We start from the raw sequence: 17312 nt of genomic DNA on the forward strand, positions 1-17312 counted from the left end.
ATGAACGTAGAACAAATATATAAAGACGCTTCTGCCCTACTTGAAGGTCATTTTAAATTAAGTAGTGGAAATCATTCAAAATTTTATTTACAATCTGCAAAAGTTTTAGAAGATCCTAAAACTGCTAAGTTATTAGCTGATGCACTTGCAGAGCAAATAAAAAAATCTGGATTAAAAATTGATGGTGTTTGTTCTCCTGCACTTGGTGGATTAATAGCTGGATTTGCACTTGCAACTGCACTTGATGTAAGATTTATTTTTGCTGAACGAGCTGATGGTGAAATGACTATTAGAAGAGGTTTTGAAGTAAAAGAAGGTGAAACTTATATCGTTTGTGAAGATATTATCACAACTGGTGGAAGTGCACTTGAAGCTGCACGTGAAATCGAAAAAGCTGGCGGAATTGTAGTTGCTTATGCTGCTTTAGCAAATAGAGGTTTCTGTGAAAGAGTTGGAAGTTCTATTGAAAGAAAAGACAACTGTAAATTACCTTTAGATAAACCACTTTTTGCTTTAGAAGATTTTGCATTTGAAATGTATTCTCCTGAAGAGTGTCCTATGTGTAAAGAAGGAAGTGTTGCTTACAAACCAGGAAGCAGAGGAAACTAATGTCTAAATGGAGAGATGTAAAACATAATAAAGTTCAAAATAAAACAAACGAACTTAAAACTAAATCATTAAAAAGTGATTTAACATCTCTTCCTTCTAGATTTAAAGCATTTTTAACAGATGCTTTTTTGATTACAACTCCAATCACATACATTGTTATGTATCTAATTTTAGGTGGAGGTACTGCCTTTGCTGAAAATAGAGTTTTAGGTTGGAGTCTGATTTTAGGTGTTAGTGCATTTATAATTGTATTTTTTTGGTATGTAAAATCTCAAACACCTGGAATGAAAGCTTATGGAATGAAAATAGTTAATTCTTTAACAAAACAAAGAGTTTCATTTTTTCAAGTTTTTATTAGATATTTTGCAACTCTATTTGCAATTATCTCTTTCTTCTTACTTTTTGTTCCTTATTTCAACAAAGATAAAAAAACTTTTCAAGATATAATTTCTAACACTACTATAATTAACGAAAAATAATGCTTTTTTTTAATCTTTCAGCATTTTATTTTTTTTATTTTGCTGCTGTTGGTGTTTATATAATATTTTTACCAAAGGTACTTCATGATATTGGATATAGTACTTTTGATATAGGTATTATTTTTGCCCTTGCACCTTTAATGAGATTTATTACACCTTTTTTATTTTTAAAACATATTAAACTTGACCAAAAGATGTTTAAATCTGCACTTTATATTTCAGTATTTTCATCTGCATGTTTTTATTTAACTATTGAGAACTTTTTTCTTTTTATGATAAATAATGCTATTTTGGCAGCTTGTTTATCTTTGATTTTACCTTACCTTGAAGTTACTGCAATTTCTACATTAGGAAAAGAGAAGTATGGAAAATCAAGACTTTATGGTTCTATTGGATTTATGATAATTTCTTTAGTTTTAGCAAAATTTTTAACTCAACCATTTATTGCTATTCATTACTATTTAGTTTTAAATATTTTAACTGTTATATTTGCCCTTTTACTTTTAAAATATGATGTACAAAAAGTTGAAAGTGAAAATAAAGAACCTTTTTCTTTTTTAAAATATTGGCCACTTTGGATTAGTCTATTTTTCATGCAAATGAGTTTTGGAGGATTTTATAACTTCTTTACTATTTATGAAACGGAACACAATATCTCATTAGAAATGACTTCATATTTATGGTCTTTTGGAGTAATTTGTGAAATTCTAATGTTATATTTCCAAGCACCTCTACTAAAAAACAATCTTTTAAATCTTATAAAAATTTGTGTTGGAATAACTATAGTTAGATGGTTTTTATTATATTTATATCCTGATTCATTAACAATTACATTTTTAACTCAATCACTTCATGCCTTTTCATTTGGGCTTTATCATAGTACGGTAATAATTTTCTTATATACACTTTATGAAAATAAAAAATTAGCTCAACAGTTTATGTATGGTGTTGCATATGGCTTAGGTGGATTTATTGGTGCATTTGTTGCAGGTGCAGTTTATGGAGAATTTTTATTTTTATTTAGTGCATTATTTGCTCTTTTATCTTTTATTTCACTATATTTCATAAAAAAATAGTAAAATTCCATTTTTTAAAAGGATTATAATGAGAATAGTATTTTTGATTTTATTTTTAATTTCAAATATTTTTGCAATTGCAATAGATAAAAGTTGGTATGAAGGAACTAATGAAAATTTAGATAAGTTATATCAAGATCAAATAAAAAAAATTGATTCTCTAAAAACAACTGCTTCACAAGAAGAAAAAGAGCAACTTGATTATCAAAATCTACTCCTAAAAAAACTCTCAAATTTTATAAAACAAGATAATCAATTTACATTAAAAGATGTGGTTCAAATCGAAAATTTAGATGATTATATAAAAAAAATCAAAGATTATTTGAAAATTGAATCAGATTTTACAAATAAAAAAGATGAATATGAAGAGACATCTAAGAAAATTGAAATTTTAGAAGAACAAATCAGTAAATTAACAGAAAAAGATGCTTATCCCACTATAAATTCTCAACTTTTATATGCCTTTTATATTTTAAAAAATAAACAAAATAAAACTATTATAGAAGACTATATAAAATATCAAAAGAATTTTAAGAAGAAACTATTAGATAGTTTAAATAGTCTAAAAATTGTGACAAATGAAGATTTAGCAATAAAGTTATCAAAAATAGAAACTAACTATAATCAAATATTAAAGGAAGAAAAAAGATTATTATTAGCTTTAGATAAAGCACAAATAAGTGAAAATGAATCAAAAATCAATTCTTTAGAAAATGATATTAATCAACTTAAAAATGAAAAATCAAAAGTTATTGACAATATAATTTATACAAAGATTGAAGAGTTATTACCATCTTTGAAAAATAAAAAATCACAATATTTTGATTTTAGTAAAAATTTACAAGAATTTATTCAATCAAGTAATGAAGATTACAGCTCTTTAATTGAGTTATTAAAATATTTATCAAGGGAACATCTAGGAGTTACAAAAACAACTTTTGCTGATACAAAAGAGAGTTTTATTGATATGATTAAATATACATGGCAAGAGATAAATAATCCAGTTATTCCTATTGGAGAAGGTATTTCTATTTTTGCAATTACAAAATTCTTGTTAATTTTTATAATTGGATTTTCAATTGCAACATTTTATAAAAGAAAGATTTCAAATGCAACTACACACTATTTGAAAACAACTTCTATTGCAACAAGAACAATGCTTGCAAATCTTGGATATTACTTTTTAGTTGCTATTACTTTTATCTTTGGATTAAATGCAATTGGAATAGATTTATCATCTCTTACTATTTTAGTTGGGGCATTATCAGTTGGTATTGGATTTGGCTTACAAAATATAGTTTCAAATTTTATTTCTGGAATTATTTTGATATTTGAGAAATCTATTCAAGTTGGTCACATTATAGAGATTGAAGCTGGATTAAGAGGAAAAGTGACACAAATAAATATGAGAAGTAGTGTTATTACTACTTTTGATAATATTGATATTATCATTCCAAACTCAACACTTATCCAAAATAATGTAATAAATCTTACATTTTCAGATGATATTAGAAGATTAAATGTTCCTTTTGGAGTAGCTTATGGCTCGAATATTGAAGAAGTTATAAAAATAATTCTAAAATCTTTACAAAATAGTTCATTAATGTATATACGAAGTAGCCCTGAAAAAATGGCAAAAGTTAGAATGACAGGGATGAATGCAAGTTCGATTGATTTTGAGTTACTTGTTTGGATTAGTGAAAATCCTGATGAGAATGGTGTTGGTTCATCAAATATGTCAGATTTTTTAATATTTATTTATAATACTTTACAAGAACATAAAATAGAAATACCTTTTCCACAAATGGATGTTCATTTAAGAAGAAATTAGATTTTTAAATCCATTTCTTCTTTTTAAAAATTATAAATTGAATAGTAACAACGATAATCAATAAAAAAGAGAATATTAAAAAAGCATTATCATCTTTTGCACCAGGAATTCCACCTATATTTATACCTAAAAGTCCAGTTAAAAATGTAAGTGGTAAAAAAATTGCAGAAATGATAGATAATACATACATCTTTCTGTTCATCTGCTCACTTACACTGTTTGCTAACTCTTCTTGAATCAAAATTACTTTATCGCGAATTGTATCTAACTCTTCAATATGTCTCATAAGTTGGTCATTTGTCTCTCGTAATTCTATTCTTTGATATTCATCTATCCAAGATATTTTTTCATTATATAATTTGATTAAAGCATCTTTTTGAGGAGACAAATATCTTTTTAAAATTATTGTTTCTCGTCTTATTGCTAAAATTTCGCTTCTAAATTCTGCGTCAAAATTTTCTATCAAAATCTCTTCTAAAAAATCTGTTCGTTCTTGTATTTGATCGATAACATCATCCATTCTATCAGTAACTCTTAGTGTTAATTCAACTAAAAATTCTGAAGAACTTTTAACTCCTGAACCTTTTTTTAGATTATCAATTATTTCACCAACAGATAATAAATTTCTTTTTCTTGTACTTATTATTAAATTTGGTGAAATAAATAATCTAATAGAAATCATATCTTCAGGTTTTGAATTTGGATTTAGATTCACACCTCTCAATGCAATCAACAAAGCTTCACCTAAAACTGTTGTTCTAGGTCTTGTTTCTTCTGTTAGAAGTGCATCAATAGCAACTGAATCTATTCCACTTTTATCTGTTATCCACTCTTTTGCTTCATTGCTTGAATAATCAAAATGTACCCATAATATTTTATTTGTTGAATCAACATTATTTAATTCTTCATAACTTAATTCTAAAGCTCCACCCTCTTTATCTAATAAAAAAGCTTGCATTGGACTATCAAAAATCATTTTTCACCTTAAATAATAGAATAAACTATTTCAGTTTTTAATTTCTGTTTTTTTATCTCTTGGATTTTTAAATTTTCTATTTGCATATTCATAAGTTCGTCTATTGTTTTTATCTCATTTTTTGCAAGAAGTTTTAAAATTATTCCTCGATATGCTTTAGCCCAATGACTTACAACTTTTCCATCTTTTATAAATTTCATTGTTGTATATGGTTTATCTATTTTGTAAAATTTTTCGTAAAACCCTGCTCTTAAATCAATAATATCTTCATTTTCTAAATATTCATCTAAAACTTTTGAAAAATTATCCATATAGAATTTCTCTATTTTTAAGCTATCAAATGTTTCACCTTGTTTTAATTTATAATCAGGAAGTCCACTATTTCCAGCACTTAAAGGTCCAAAAAGATTTGAAAAGATTATCACGTTTTCATCAATATAACTTTTTTCTTCTTTATTTAATTTTCCATATTCCAAATAATCAAATGCAACACCTTCATATCTTTCTATTACTTTCATTGTTGGTGTTTCAAAAATATCTTTTTTATATTGTTCAAGTACATCATCTTTTTTTGTTCCAAAAAGTTTTATTAGTTCATCTTTTGTTGCTTTTTTTATAAAACTATTATAAGCGTTTACTATTTGCATTCTTTTTTCAAAAAGTTCTGGAAAAATAAAAGAATTATTATCAAATTTTGTTGTAATTCCACCAGAATTTTTTGTTTCACTTGGAGAAAAAAGTATTTTCATATCTATCCTTAGTTTAAAAAATTTCCATCTACATATTTCCAAATACCTTCAACTTTTAAAAATCTGCTTTTTTCGATAAATGAAATATCTTCTTTACCTTGAATAAGTGTAGCTTTAAAAGTTACAAAACTCTCTATTTCATCATCAATAAACTCTAAGATTTCTAACTTTTTAAATTCTGTATTATTTGAAAAATTTAAAATATCTTTACTCCAAGATTTTATATCTATTGTAAAATCAGGATTATTTTCATGAGTTGTAAAAATAATATAATCACTATTAGATACAGCAAAAGCAGAAAATCTTGACTTCATAAGTTCAAGTGCAGTTTTTGGAAAAGTTATTTTGTCATGGAAAAGTTTACAACACTTTTTATATTTTTTTAAACTTCCACAAGGACAAAAATCATTGACAGAGAATTTCAAAATTTACCTTTATATAATTTTTAAAAGATTCTATCATAAATGTAGTAAAAAAATTAAAGTAGGTTTCCCTACTCTAACTTTCTATTTTTGAAGAGTTTTAATCGCTTTTTCTTCTACTTTTTTATTAAGTTTTTCTTTACTTTCTTTTAACTCTTTTTTCTTTTCTTTTTTTGTTTCTTCAAATGTTTTTTCAGCTTTATCTTTTACTGTTACATTTTTTTCAACATTTGTAACTATACTATCTCCAAAACCTTTGATATTTTTTAAATCTTCAGGAGATTTTATCTTATTTGTTTTTCTATATTCAATTATTTGTTCAGCTTTTTTCTCACCAATTCCTTTGATACTCATAAGTTCTTCTTTACTTGCTGTTTGTAAATTTATAGCACCAAACAATAAACTTCCACATAATGCAAATAATGCAACAATTTTTTTCATATTTTCTCCTTAAAATAATTTTTTAAATTATATACTAAAACATTATAATTTCTTATTAAATAAATTCTTATATATAATTATGCTAATCTAAAAACAAAATTTAAAAGGTGAAAAATGAATCAAATGCCTCCTGAGATTATCTCAAATATTGTTTCTATTATTCTTGTTGTAATTTTAGTTGTTTCTTATTTAAGACATAAAAAAAGAATTGATGTTATAAAAAAACTTGATGAGTTAAAAACAGAAAAAAAATTAACTCAAGAAGATAAAAATTATATAACTCAAAATGAAAAAGAATACAAAGAAAAAAGTGAAAAAACTGAAATTTTTGCAAAATTCTTAACTCCTGTTTTTATTTTAATTTCTGGAATTTTATTTATATATTTACCTTTGACAGAAGCAATGATACATTTCAATGTAATTATAGTTGCAATTATATATGTTCAACTAAATAGAATAAATAAGAAGAATACTTATATATTATTAAAAGAATTAAAAAAAGATGCATGAAATTGAAAAATAATAGAACAAATTCAAATATCTCTTTATTCGAGGCAAAATAAATATAATTGACAATTTTTTATTTTTGTTATACAATTCTTAATATTAGTTTAAAAAGGTTTTATTATGATTATAAAAAATTCTCAAATTTTGCTTAGTTCTCAATCACAATATGCTTTTAAACATTCATCAAGTACAAGTGTACAATTACATTATGGGGAAGAAACTCAAGATGAAAAACAAACAAATCAAGCATTTGTCTTAAATTTCCAACAAGCTTATGCTTCTTCTATTCAATATGAACGTGTTGCATATAATTATGAAGATAATATGAGTTTGGAAGATAGAATAAAAAAGTTAATAATTGAAAAACTTCTTGAACGTTTAAATAATGAAAAAAAAGTATCTTTATATCCAAATAAAAAGATTGTTTCTAATCTTAAAGAAAATATAACTATGCCTTTAAATCCATATAAAGATAACCAAAAAACCCTAGAACTCAAAGCTATGGTTTTTCAAACACAAGAAAACTACTATCAAAAACAAAGTGTTGATTTTTCTGCTTCTGTTAAGTTCCAAACACCAAATAATACTTATGAAATGAATCTAAATATCTCTTTTTCAAAAGAATTATATGAAGCAAGTTCTTCTCAAATAATAATAGGAGATAAAAATTTTGTTGATCCATTGATTATAAATTATGGAGAAGATATCAATCCTTTTGAAAATATTAGTTCATTACGATTTGCCTTTGATTTAGATAACAATGGTGAAACAGAGATGATTCCATATCTAAAAAATGGTGCAGGATTTTTAGCTTTGGATAAAAACGATAATGGAAATATAGACAATGGAAGTGAACTTTTTGGTCCAAAAACTAATGATGGATTTAAAGAACTAGCTATGTATGATAGCGACAATAATAATTTCATAGATGAAAATGATATGATTTTTAATAAATTAAAGATCTGGAGTATTGATGAATCTGGAAATAGTTCACTTATTTCTCTTTTAGATGCTAATGTTGGAGCTATTTATTTAGGTGATGTACAAAGTGGATTTTCATATCAAAATAGTATTGAATCAAAACAAGCTGTTCAAAAAAGTAATGGTATTTTTATAAAAGAAGATGGTTCAGGATTGGGAGTTGTAAATTCTATTGATATAGTAGTTTAAAAAACTACTATATTTTAGTTATTTATATAATTTTTTAATTTTTCATGGTTTAAAATTTTTATGTAACCTTTATCATTTTGAATAATATTATCTTTTTTTAATTTTGCAAGTTTTCTTGAGAATGTTTCAGGAGTTATATTTAAAATTTGAGCGATTTTTACTTGTTTTAGATTTATCAAAATTGCTTCATTATCATATAAAAATTTTGCAATCTTTTCTAAACTATTTGAACTAATATTATAGTTTATAAAGCTCTCAAGAGCTTTTATTTTTTTTGTTAAAGATTTAATAAAAAACATTGATATTTCAGGTTTTAATAAGAACTCTTTTTTAAATTTATCATAATCAATTAATAATACTTCTGCTTTAGTTTCAAAAGAACAATTTGCAGGAAATTTCAATTCTTCATAATTTACAATTTCTGCAATCAAAGATGGTCCCATTAAATTATGGATAATTACTTCATTATCTTTATGATCATAAGTATAAACTTTTGCTATTCCTTTTAAAAGGAGATGAAGATATTTTGCTTCATCTCCTTTATAAAATAAAATTTCATCTTTATTGAAATATTTTTTTATAGAAATCTCTTTTAATCGTAATAAGTCAGTTTCATTTAGAAAATTAAAGAAAGAAAAATCTTCTAACGTTTTATTTATCATTTGTACTCTTTTCTTGATTATCATCAATGTTTAATTCTGTATTTTATGTAAATATTTCAAAAAAGAAAATTAATTAAGATAATATCTATCTTAATTTGAAAAGACATAAAATGACATTTGAAAAATATGAGATAGAAATACAAACACTAAAAAGATTTTATGAATTATATTGTAATGACAAACATTTAAATCAAAAATCTTATACTATAAATCTAATATATAAAGAGAAATCTTTTGAATTAAACCTTCATTTATGTGAAGAGTGCAAAGAAGCTATAAGTTACTCTTTTGAAAGATTAAATAATTGTCCACATGAAATAAAACCTAGATGCAGAATTTGTCCAAATCCTTGCTATGAAAAAAAAAGATGGAAAAACATTGCAAAAATTATGAAATATTCTGCAATAAAATTATCCTTAAGTAAAATAAAATCTAAAATTTTCAATCTTTTTGATTAATCACCAAGTTATCTCTTCTTTTCCTAAACTTTTTAGTATTTCATTTGTTTTTGAAAAATGTTTACAACCAAAGAATCCTCTATAAGATGAAAGTGGACTTGGATGTGGTGCAGTTAAAATATGATGTTTTTTCTTATCAATTAATTTTGATTTAGAAATAGCTGGACTTCCCCAAAGAATAAAAATTATATTCTCTTTATTGTCACTAATAAATTTAATTATATTATCTGTAAAAGTTTCCCAACCTAAATTATGATGAGACTTTGCTAAGCTTTCTTGAACTGTTAAGATTGTATTTAAAAGTAAAACTCCTTGTTTTGCCCAAGGTGTTAAATCTCCATCTTCACAAACAGATTTTTTACCTAAATCATCATTTATTTCTTTTAAAATATTTACCATTGAAGGTGGATTTTTTATATTTTTTGGTGTTGAAAAAGCTAAACCTTGTGCCTGACCAAAACCATGATAAGGATCTTGTCCTAATATTACCACTTTTAAATTATCCAATTTTGTAAGAGAAAAAGCGTTAAAAATATTTTTCTTTTCAGGAAATACTCTTGTATTTTCATATCTTTTATCTATTTCATCTTTTAAAAATTTATAATATGGTTTTTCTTTTTCTATATTTATTACATTTTCCCAAGTCATTCTTTATCCCTAATTTTTTTAAATAAAAAAAGCTAAGGCTTTCACCTTAGCTTTAAAAGAATCATAAATCAAAAATTATAAAACTGGTGATTTAATAACCATCATTTTTTGATTTTGCATTTCAGCCATAGTATCAGGAATTCCACCTAATCCAAGACCTGAAGTTTTTGCTCCACCAAATGGCATCCAATCAACTCTAAATGCTGTATGATCATTTACCATAACAGCTGTTGCATTTAATCTTTTTACAGTTTTTAAAGCTGTATCAATATTTTTTGTAAATACTGCTGCTTGGAAAGAAACATCTAGTTGATTTGCTCTTTTAATTGCTTCATCTAAAGTTTTATATGGATAAACAACTACAACTGGTCCAAAAATCTCTTTTTGAGAGATAATTGCATCATCACTTGGATTGAAAATAACAGTTGGCTCATAACAAGAATCAGAAATTCTTTTCCCACCAGTTAATATTTTTCCACCACGTGCCACTGCATCATTAACCCACTCTTCAACTCTATTTACTTCGTTGTGATTAATTAATGGTCCAACTTCAGTTTTAGGATCTAATTGATTTCCAACTACAAGTTTTGAAGCTTTTTCAGTAATTTTTGATGCAACTGTATTTGCAATTGATTCATGTACAAAAATTCTTTGAACAGAAACACAAACTTGACCTGCATGGTAGAATCCACCTTTTACAAGATCTGGTATCATTGATTCAATATCAGCATCTGGTTCAACAATAACAGGCGCAACACCACCATGTTCTAATGCACTTCTTGTTCCTGCACTAGCTTTTGAGTTTAAATACCAACCAACAGGACCTGAACCAATAAATGAAAAGAATGCTGTTTTAGGACTTGTAACTAAAAGTTCTCCACCTGCTCTATCACAAACTACTGCTTGTGCCCAACCTTCAGGTAATCCAGCTTCTTTTAATAATTCCACTAATCTTACAGCAGACATTGGAGTTTGAGTTGCTGGTCTAATAATAACTGGACAACCTACTGCAAGTGCTGGAATTACTTGGTGAATTGCTAAATTTAATGGGTGATTAAACGCTGAAATTGATACAACAACTCCAATTGGTTCTTTCATAGTATAAGCTATTCTATTTGTACTTGTGGGAGTATGTCCCATTGCAATTTCATGACCTTCTTGAAGTCCTATTTGTTCGATTGCTATTTTTACACCATTTATAGCTCTTAGTACTTCTACTTTTGAGTCCATATATGGTTTTCCACCTTCACTTGCGCAAAGAATTGTTAACTCTTCAACTTGTGAAGACATAATCTTCATCAAGTTTTCTAAGATTTCCACTCTTTTATATTTTGGAATCCAGTTATCAACATCTAAATATCTTTCATATGCAGTGTCGATAGCTTTTTGTACTCCTTCAACTGTTGTGAATGGAACTGTTCCAACTACTTTTCCGTCAAATGGTGATGTTACTTCTATTGTACTCATATTTTTCCTTTCAAATTTTCATATTAAACATTGTTTTTTAGCTAATAACTCATTTAAAATTGAGTGATTTAAAGAATAATCAACTGCTAAATCTATTAAATGAACACCTTTTCCATTTACACATTTGTCTAGAGTTTCTTCAAATTCTTCAACACTTTGTGGTCTATGTCCAGTTGCTCCATATGCTTCTGCATATTTAACAAAATCAGGATTATCTAAATCTAAACCAAATGTTTCAAATCCCATTCCTGTTTGTTTCCATTTAATCATACCGTATGCATTATCATTTAAAATAACAACTGTTAAATCAAGTCCTAATCTTACTGCTGTTTCCATTTCTTGTGAATTCATCATAAATCCACCATCACCACAAACTGCAACAACTTTTTTATCAGGATTTATCATTTTTGCAGCCATTCCAGATGGAAGTCCTGCTCCCATAGTGGCAAGTGCATTGTCTAATAATAATGTATTTGGTCTTGCACATCTATAATTTCTTGCAAACCAGATTTTATAAACTCCATTATCAAGTGTTACAATATCTTCTTCGTCTAAAGTTTTTCTAATAGCTCTTACTGCTCTTTGTGGTAAAATAGGGAATCTATTATCACCAAAATATTTAGATAATCTTGTTCTAATATCTTCTGCTAATCTTACATAATAATCAAAATCCCAATGCTCTTGTTTAGAAATAGCTGCTGTCATTTGAGAAACATTTGAAGCAATATCACCAACTACATCTAATTGAGGGAAATAAGTATCATCAACTTCTGATGGGAAGAAATTTACATGAATAACTTTTGTTGCATTTGGTTTATTTTCCATAAAAAATGGTGGTTTTTCAATAACATCATGTCCAACATTGATAATTAAATCTGCTCTTTCAATCGCGCAGTGAATAAAATCATCTTTTGAAAGTGCAGCTGTTGACAAGCAAAGTTTATGATTTTCATCAATTACACCTTTACCCATTTGTGTTGAGAAGAAAGGGATTCCAGTTTCATTAACAAAATCAGTTAAAGCTGTACCAATTCTTGTTCTATTTGCACCAGCACCAATAAGTAATAATGGTCTTTTTGCTTTTTCAATCATACCAACTGCATCTGCAATTGCTTCTTTTCCTGCTTTTGGATATTTAAAAGGTTTAACTGGATAAATATTAAATTCTACTTCTTCTGCTGCAATATCCTCAGGTAACTCAATATGAACAGCACCTGGTCTTTCAGTAGTTGCAATTTTAAACGCTTCTCTTACCATTGAAGGAATATTATTTCCATTTACAACTTGTTTCGCATATTTTGTCATTGGTTTCATCATACCAACAATATCAACGATTTGGAATCGTCCTTGTTTAGATTTTTTGATTGGTTTTTGCCCTGTGATCATCATCATCGGCATTCCACCAAGTTGTGCATAAGCTGCACTTGTAGCAAAATTTGTAGCACCAGGGCCTAAAGTAGAAATACAAACTCCAACTTTTCCTGTTAGTCTTCCATAAGTTGCTGCCATAAATCCAGCACCTTGTTCATGTCTTGTTAAAATTAGTTTAATATTTGATGTCCTTAGTGCTTCAAGAAAATCAAGATTTTCTTCACCAGGAATACCAAAGATATACTCAACACCTTCATTTTCCAATGCCTTTACAAATAGTTCTGATGCATTCATTTTATTTCTCCATTATTTTTTATAAAATATAATTGATAATCATATTCAATATCTATTTAATTTCTCTTAATTTATTAGTTTTATTTCGAATATGAATAATTTTGTTACTGTTATTTTACAACTGCGAATTATAGTTGATTAACACTTAACATTATAACCATTTTAAAACTGTAAGTTTAGATAAAATTAATAATATTTTGAATACTATATTTCATATTTAACGAAAGGTTACACTATGAAGAAAATTTTATTAATTTTGGCACTTATTATCATCATTCCTTTTACATATTTAATTGTTACAAATTACAACAATATTCCAAAACTTGACGAAAATGTAAAAGAAAAATGGTCGCAAGTACAAAATCAATACAAAAGAAGAGCAGACTTAATTCCAAATTTAGTTGAAACGGTAAAAGGTTATGCGGAACATGAAAAAAGTACATTTGTTGAAGTTACAGAAGCAAGAAGCAAAGTTTCTCAAATGAATATAAATGCTGAAACATTAAATAATCCTGCCCTTTTACAACAATTTGATAGTGCACAAGCTGGATTAAGTAGTGCTTTATCAAAACTAATGGTTGTTGTTGAAAAATATCCTGAATTAAAAGCAAATGAAAATTTTATGGCTTTACAATCACAACTTGAAGGAACTGAAAATAGAATCACTGTTGCTAGACGTGATTTTATTGAAGCTGTTAAACTTTATAACTTAGAATTAAGAACAATGCCTGGAAAACTTGTAGCTGCAATTGTTCATCCAGAAGCTCAAATCAAAGAAACTTTTAGTGCAAGTTCAACAGAGCAAGATGCTCCAAAAGTAAAATTTTAATGCTTCTAAATGACAAAGAAAAAGAGCTTATTTCAAAAGAGATAGAAAATCTTGAGAAATTAAGTTCTGCTGAATTAGTTGCAGTAATTGCACAAAAAAGTTCTGATTATAAATATGCCTCTTTAATGATTAGTGTATTTTTTGTTTTTTTAATTTCTTTTCTTCTTTTTTTTATAAAAGACATATCTACTTTAGAACTATTACAATATCAACTTTTAATATTTGTAGGAATAAATCTTTTCTTTGAAAAATTTGATAATTTGATTTTAAAAATAGTTCCTCTAAGTTATAAACATCAAAAAGCCTCTTCAAATGCTAAAGAACAATTTAACAATTTAGGATTAAATAGAACAAAAACAAGACAGGCAATTATGTTTTTTGTTAGTTTCGATGAAAGGTATGTTGAAATTATAACAGATAGTGAAATATCTAAAAAAATCCCAGATGAATTTTGGCAACAATTAGTTTATGAATTTACATTAGATGTAAAAAAAGAAGATTTTTTAAATGGTTATTTAAAAGCTATAAAAACTTCAAAAGCTATTTTGATAAAACATTTTCCAATCCAAGAGAATGATGAAAATGAACTATCAAATGAAGTAATCGAGTTAAAATGAAAAAAATTATAATTTTCTTACTTTTTGCTTTTTCTTTATTAAATGCAGATATTACGCAATATTTTCCAAAATTAGACGGAAGAGTTATTGATCAAGCGAATCTACTTTCACCAGCTGTGAAAAAAGATATAGATTTAATATTACAAACAGAAGAAGAAAAAACATCAAATCAAATAGTTGTTGTTATTCTAAATTCTTTAAATGGTTACACAATAGAAGAATACTCTTATCAACTTGGTCGTTTTTGGGGAATAGGACAAAAAGATAAAAATAATGGTGTTTTACTTGTTGTTTCGATGGAAGAGAGAAAAATACGAATAGAAGTTGGTTATGGACTTGAAGGAGTATTAACAGATAAAATTGCCCATGAAATCATAAACTACACAATAAAACCCAACTTTAAAGCAAATCAATATGAACTTGGAATATTAAAAGCCGTAAATGAAATAATTGCTTCTATAAAAGGTGAATATGTTGCAAAAGCTAAAAACAATGATTTTAATGGAGCTATTAATGCCCTTGTACCTTTAGGATTTTTTGCTTTGATATTTTTATCAATGATAGCAAATACTATTTCAAGAAAAGTAAAAAGTCAATTTTTATATAAAGTTACAAAATCCTCAATATCTTCGTCATTTTTTGCTTTTTTCACGTTTATTATGTCTCAAATATTTACCACATATAACTTGTTTGCTGCATTAATTATGTTTATAGTAATATTTGTTTTCAATTTTATCACTTCAAAAAATGTAGATTTTGACAAACTATCAAAAATTAGTTATTCAAATAGTTCAAGAAATTCAGGTGGATTTGGTGGTTTTGGCTCATCTTCATCTTCAAGTGGTGGATTTGGTGGATTCTCTGGTGGCGGAGGAAGTTTTGGAGGAGGAGGCGCAAGTGGCGGCTGGTAAAAAAACAATTATATTTGATTTAGATGGAACACTTTTAGATTCAATTGAAGATATTGCTATATCTATGAATAAAGTTTTAAAAGAATTAAATCTTCCTATTCATAAAATAGAAGATTATAAATATTTCGTAGGAAGTGGTGTTGATGTTTTAGTGGAGAATGCTTTAAAAGAGTCTTCACAAGATATGAAAAAAGAAGTATCTAGAAGATTTAAAAAAGAATATGATCAAAAACTTCATGAAAATACAAAACCTTATGAAGGCATTTATGAGTTATTAGATGAACTTAAAAAACTTGATTATAATCTTGCTGTTTTATCAAATAAACCTCATGATTTTACAGTGCAATATGTAGATTATCTATTTAAAGATTATGGCTTCAAAGAGGTTCATGGACAAAAAGTTGAAGTTCCAAGAAAACCTGATCCAATTGGTGCAATTAATATTGCTAAAGCATTAAATATTCCTTGTGAAGAGATATTTTTTGTGGGAGATACCTTGGTTGATATGAAAACTGCAAAAAGTGCAGGAATGAAAGCAATTGGTGTTTTATGGGGATTTAGAGATGAAAAAGAGCTAAATGAAAATGGAGCAGATTTCATAGTAAAACATCCTTTGGATATTTTAGAGATTGTAAAGAAGTAAAAACTTCTTTACTCTTTTTGATAACCTAATTTAGTTAAAATATCCATTACACTCATATCATATTGTTCTGCAATATTTTTAAACTTATCATCTTTTTTTGCTTCAATTCCTAACTCTTTTAATTTTAAAATAAACTCATCAACTGAAATATTTAAAGTTGAAGCAACTTCTTCAATAGATTTTTTGCCTAATCCTGTCAATGGAATAGTTTGATTACTATTTTTTAAATTTTTCTTTAATAATTCATAAATAAAACTAGGACTTGTATCATTTTGTTTTGCAATTTGTGATAAACTATTTTCTTCTTCAAATATTATGTTATTTTTTTGTAATATAATTTTTGATTCTTCCAAATCAAAACCTATTTTTTTTGTGAAACTTTTCAAAGAAGATAACTCTGCATGGGCATATGGTGCCGTTCCTGTTTGTTTTTCCCAAGAATTTTTTACTTTATCTCCAAAATCTAAAAAAGTTGAAAAAGGAAAAAATCCAAAAGCTGTTCCACATATAAAAAGAACAAAAACAATCAAAGAAACTATCATCTCTTTTGTAAAAAAGACAAATTCTCTTAAACTATTTTTCATATAACTAAGCATTGGTTTTATATTATAAAAAATATGTAAAATTGTTGCAACTATAAATAACACCATAAAAGTAGTATGAAAATTGGCTATTAAATCTTTTGTTAATCCTAAAATTTCCCAATTTGACCAATTTGCAACTCTTCCAGGAGGTGTAATAAAAAGTAAAATTCCTGTAAATGTCATCACTAACATTGATAAAAGCATTGTTAATGAAGTGATTTTTTTCAAACTCATAAAAACTCCTTATCCAATAATTATAACATTTATTTATAAATTAAATAACTAATTTATTTCAGCTATAATCTTCAAAAAAAGGATTTAAATGAGTGATAAATATATTCCTATAAATTGCCATCTTTATGACCAACTTGAAGAATTTGCAGTAAAAAAATCAAAAGTACAAATAACTTATCTTGATAATTATGAAGAAAAAGTTATTGAAGATATGATTATTGATTTTAGAACAAAAAATAAAGAAGAGTATTTGATTCTTTCAAATAAACAAGAAATTAGATTAGATAAAGTTTTAAAAATTCATACTATTTAAATTTAAGTATTACAAAAGGTT

The 17312-nt window shown here is 26.3% G+C and carries 21 protein-coding genes; 12 read left to right on the plus strand and 9 right to left on the minus strand.

Going from position 1 to position 17312, the window contains the following annotated elements:
- Genes pyrE through ABLL_RS14965 form a run of 4 tightly spaced genes read left to right on the plus strand, consistent with a single transcriptional unit; the run spans position 1 to position 3995 of the window.
- Entirely contained in the window at positions 1 to 609 is a 609-nt protein-coding gene (gene pyrE / locus ABLL_RS14120; protein WP_014475460.1) for an orotate phosphoribosyltransferase, read from the plus strand.
- Complete coding sequence (locus ABLL_RS14125; RefSeq protein WP_014475461.1) at positions 609 to 1088, plus strand: RDD family protein; 480 nt, start codon at positions 609 to 611, stop codon at positions 1086 to 1088. Before pyrE ends, ABLL_RS14125 begins: the two co-directional genes overlap by 1 nt.
- On the plus strand, positions 1088 to 2164 hold the full coding sequence (locus ABLL_RS14130; RefSeq protein WP_014475462.1) for an MFS transporter: 1077 nt from the start codon (positions 1088 to 1090) through the stop codon (positions 2162 to 2164). The genes ABLL_RS14125 and ABLL_RS14130 overlap by 1 nt, the downstream gene beginning before the upstream one ends.
- Before the next feature lie 28 nt (positions 2165 to 2192).
- Entirely contained in the window at positions 2193 to 3995 is a 1803-nt protein-coding gene (locus tag ABLL_RS14965; protein WP_014475463.1) for a mechanosensitive ion channel domain-containing protein, read from the plus strand.
- A 4-nt stretch (positions 3996 to 3999) separates the two neighbouring features.
- On the opposite strand, the gene ABLL_RS14140 is transcribed toward ABLL_RS14965, so the two are convergent.
- From ABLL_RS14140 to ABLL_RS14155, 4 genes are all read right to left on the minus strand, one after another.
- On the minus strand, positions 4000 to 4971 hold the full coding sequence (locus ABLL_RS14140; protein WP_014475464.1) for a zinc transporter ZntB: 972 nt from the start codon (positions 4969 to 4971) through the stop codon (positions 4000 to 4002).
- 8 nt (positions 4972 to 4979) lie between these two features.
- Positions 4980 to 5720: a YaaA family protein gene (locus ABLL_RS14145; RefSeq protein WP_014475465.1), complete on the minus strand. Its 741-nt coding sequence runs from the start codon at positions 5718 to 5720 to the stop codon at positions 4980 to 4982.
- Positions 5721 to 5728: 8 nt separating this feature from the next.
- Entirely contained in the window at positions 5729 to 6145 is a 417-nt protein-coding gene (locus tag ABLL_RS14150) for a YchJ family metal-binding protein (RefSeq protein ID WP_014475466.1), read from the minus strand.
- Positions 6146 to 6226: 81 nt separating this feature from the next.
- A complete protein-coding gene (locus ABLL_RS14155) occupies positions 6227 to 6583 on the minus strand; it encodes a helix-hairpin-helix domain-containing protein (RefSeq protein ID WP_014475467.1) in 357 nt (118 codons plus the stop codon).
- A 114-nt stretch (positions 6584 to 6697) separates the two neighbouring features.
- Here ABLL_RS14155 and ABLL_RS14160 point away from each other — a divergent pair, with 114 nt between their 5' ends.
- Both ABLL_RS14160 and ABLL_RS14165 read left to right on the plus strand, forming a co-directional pair.
- Positions 6698 to 7093, plus strand: coding sequence for a hypothetical protein (locus ABLL_RS14160; RefSeq protein ID WP_014475468.1), 396 nt, complete (start codon positions 6698 to 6700; stop codon positions 7091 to 7093).
- Between the two features lie 117 nt (positions 7094 to 7210).
- Positions 7211 to 8260 carry a hypothetical protein gene (locus ABLL_RS14165; protein ID WP_014475469.1) on the plus strand — a complete coding sequence of 350 codons (1050 nt, stop codon included), beginning with the start codon at positions 7211 to 7213 and terminating at the stop codon, positions 8258 to 8260.
- A 14-nt stretch (positions 8261 to 8274) separates the two neighbouring features.
- Here the strand turns inward: ABLL_RS14165 and ABLL_RS14170 are convergent, their stop codons facing one another.
- On the minus strand, positions 8275 to 8922 hold the full coding sequence (locus ABLL_RS14170) for a Crp/Fnr family transcriptional regulator (protein ID WP_014475470.1): 648 nt from the start codon (positions 8920 to 8922) through the stop codon (positions 8275 to 8277).
- Positions 8923 to 9032: 110 nt separating this feature from the next.
- On the opposite strand from ABLL_RS14170, the gene ABLL_RS14175 reads away from it, so the two are divergent.
- Positions 9033 to 9380 carry a nitrous oxide-stimulated promoter family protein gene (locus ABLL_RS14175; RefSeq protein WP_014475471.1) on the plus strand — a complete coding sequence of 116 codons (348 nt, stop codon included), beginning with the start codon at positions 9033 to 9035 and terminating at the stop codon, positions 9378 to 9380.
- Here the strand turns inward: ABLL_RS14175 and ung are convergent, their stop codons facing one another.
- From ung to ABLL_RS14190, 3 genes are all read right to left on the minus strand, one after another.
- Positions 9381 to 10028, minus strand: coding sequence for a uracil-DNA glycosylase (gene ung / locus ABLL_RS14180; RefSeq protein ID WP_014475472.1), 648 nt, complete (start codon positions 10026 to 10028; stop codon positions 9381 to 9383).
- A gap of 75 nt (positions 10029 to 10103) precedes the next feature.
- Positions 10104 to 11495 carry an aldehyde dehydrogenase family protein gene (locus ABLL_RS14185; protein WP_014475473.1) on the minus strand — a complete coding sequence of 464 codons (1392 nt, stop codon included), beginning with the start codon at positions 11493 to 11495 and terminating at the stop codon, positions 10104 to 10106.
- A gap of 18 nt (positions 11496 to 11513) precedes the next feature.
- Positions 11514 to 13160 (minus strand): acetolactate synthase large subunit, encoded by a 1647-nt coding sequence (locus ABLL_RS14190; RefSeq protein ID WP_014475474.1) that lies wholly within the window; start codon positions 13158 to 13160, stop codon positions 11514 to 11516.
- 235 nt (positions 13161 to 13395) lie between these two features.
- Between ABLL_RS14190 and ABLL_RS14195 the strand changes: the two genes are divergently transcribed.
- The 4 genes from ABLL_RS14195 to ABLL_RS14210 are packed head-to-tail and all read left to right on the plus strand — an operon-like array spanning position 13396 to position 16160.
- Positions 13396 to 13989 (plus strand): LemA family protein, encoded by a 594-nt coding sequence (locus ABLL_RS14195; RefSeq protein ID WP_014475475.1) that lies wholly within the window; start codon positions 13396 to 13398, stop codon positions 13987 to 13989.
- Positions 13989 to 14606 carry a TPM domain-containing protein gene (locus ABLL_RS14200; protein WP_014475476.1) on the plus strand — a complete coding sequence of 206 codons (618 nt, stop codon included), beginning with the start codon at positions 13989 to 13991 and terminating at the stop codon, positions 14604 to 14606. The genes ABLL_RS14195 and ABLL_RS14200 overlap by 1 nt, the downstream gene beginning before the upstream one ends.
- A complete protein-coding gene (locus ABLL_RS14205; protein WP_014475477.1) occupies positions 14603 to 15517 on the plus strand; it encodes a YgcG family protein in 915 nt (304 codons plus the stop codon). Before ABLL_RS14200 ends, ABLL_RS14205 begins: the two co-directional genes overlap by 4 nt.
- On the plus strand, positions 15504 to 16160 hold the full coding sequence (locus tag ABLL_RS14210; protein WP_014475478.1) for an HAD family hydrolase: 657 nt from the start codon (positions 15504 to 15506) through the stop codon (positions 16158 to 16160). The genes ABLL_RS14205 and ABLL_RS14210 overlap by 14 nt, the downstream gene beginning before the upstream one ends.
- A gap of 8 nt (positions 16161 to 16168) precedes the next feature.
- On the opposite strand, the gene ABLL_RS14215 is transcribed toward ABLL_RS14210, so the two are convergent.
- On the minus strand, positions 16169 to 16978 hold the full coding sequence (locus ABLL_RS14215; RefSeq protein WP_014475479.1) for a DUF4405 domain-containing protein: 810 nt from the start codon (positions 16976 to 16978) through the stop codon (positions 16169 to 16171).
- Positions 16979 to 17066: 88 nt separating this feature from the next.
- Here ABLL_RS14215 and ABLL_RS14220 point away from each other — a divergent pair, with 88 nt between their 5' ends.
- Positions 17067 to 17291 carry a Rho-binding antiterminator gene (locus ABLL_RS14220; protein ID WP_014475480.1) on the plus strand — a complete coding sequence of 75 codons (225 nt, stop codon included), beginning with the start codon at positions 17067 to 17069 and terminating at the stop codon, positions 17289 to 17291.
- Positions 17292 to 17312: the final 21 nt, after the last annotated feature.

It is taken from the genome of Arcobacter sp. L, assembly GCF_000284235.1.
GTDB lineage: Bacteria > Campylobacterota > Campylobacteria > Campylobacterales > Arcobacteraceae > Aliarcobacter > Aliarcobacter defluvii.